Annotated in this window: 1 rRNA gene (only partly in view); it reads right to left on the bottom strand. The window is 55.8% G+C overall.

The annotated features are described in order from the left end of the window. Positions 1-21 precede the first annotated feature (21 nt). Positions 22-1419 (bottom strand): 23S ribosomal RNA (locus ACZ4AA_RS38365); it runs 1825 nt beyond the window's last position.

The following is a 1419-nucleotide window of genomic DNA, read 5'->3' as shown; positions in this document are numbered from 1 at the left end:
ACACAGTGGACGCGAGCAACTGAGGACAAGCCCTCGGCCTATTAGTACCAGTCACCTCCACCCGTTACCGGGCTTCCAGATCTGGCCTATCAACCCAGTCGTCTACTGGGAGCCTTAACCCCTCAAAGGGGGTGGGAATACTCATCTCGAAGCAGGCTTCCCGCTTAGATGCTTTCAGCGGTTATCCCTCCCGAACGTAGCCAACCAGCCATGCCCTTGGCAGGACAACTGGCACACCAGAGGTTCGTCCGTCCCGGTCCTCTCGTACTAGGGACAGCCCTTCTCAATATTCCTACGCGCACAGCGGATAGGGACCGAACTGTCTCACGACGTTCTAAACCCAGCTCGCGTACCGCTTTAATGGGCGAACAGCCCAACCCTTGGGACCGACTCCAGCCCCAGGATGCGACGAGCCGACATCGAGGTGCCAAACCATCCCGTCGATATGGACTCTTGGGGAAGATCAGCCTGTTATCCCCGGGGTACCTTTTATCCGTTGAGCGACGGCGCTTCCACAAGCCACCGCCGGATCACTAGTCCCGACTTTCGTCCCTGCTCGACCCGTCGGTCTCACAGTCAAGCTCCCTTGTGCACTTACACTCAACACCTGATTGCCAACCAGGCTGAGGGAACCTTTGGGCGCCTCCGTTACTCTTTAGGAGGCAACCGCCCCAGTTAAACTACCCATCAGACACTGTCCCTGATCCGGATCACGGACCCAGGTTAGACATCCAGCACGACCAGACTGGTATTTCAACGACGACTCCACCTGAACTGGCGTCCAAGCTTCACAGTCTCCCAGCTATCCTACACAAGCCGAACCGAACACCAATATCAAACTGTAGTAAAGGTCCCGGGGTCTTTCCGTCCTGCTGCGCGAAACGAGCATCTTTACTCGTAGTGCAATTTCACCGGGCCTATGGTTGAGACAGTCGAGAAGTCGTTACGCCATTCGTGCAGGTCGGAACTTACCCGACAAGGAATTTCGCTACCTTAGGATGGTTATAGTTACCACCGCCGTTTACTGGCGCTTAAGTTCTCAGCTTCGCCACCCCGAAGAGTGACTAACCGGTCCCCTTAACGTTCCAGCACCGGGCAGGCGTCAGTCCGTATACATCGCCTTACGGCTTCGCACGGACCTGTGTTTTTAGTAAACAGTCGCTTCTCGCTGGTCTCTGCGGCCACCCCCAGCTCATGAAGTAAATTCAATCACCGGTGATGGCCCCCCTTCTCCCGAAGTTACGGGGGCATTTTGCCGAGTTCCTTAACCATAGTTCACCCGAACGCCTCGGTATTCTCTACCTGACCACCTGAGTCGGTTTAGGGTACGGGCCGCCATGAAACTCGCTAGAGGCTTTTCTCGACAGCATAGGATCATCCACTTCACCACAATCGGCTCGGCATCAGGTCTCAGCCTTA

Source organism: Streptomyces sp. NPDC024698 (assembly GCF_055559015.1).
The sequence above is the reverse complement of the archived record's forward strand: the minus strand, read 5'-3'. Positions and strand labels throughout refer to the sequence as shown.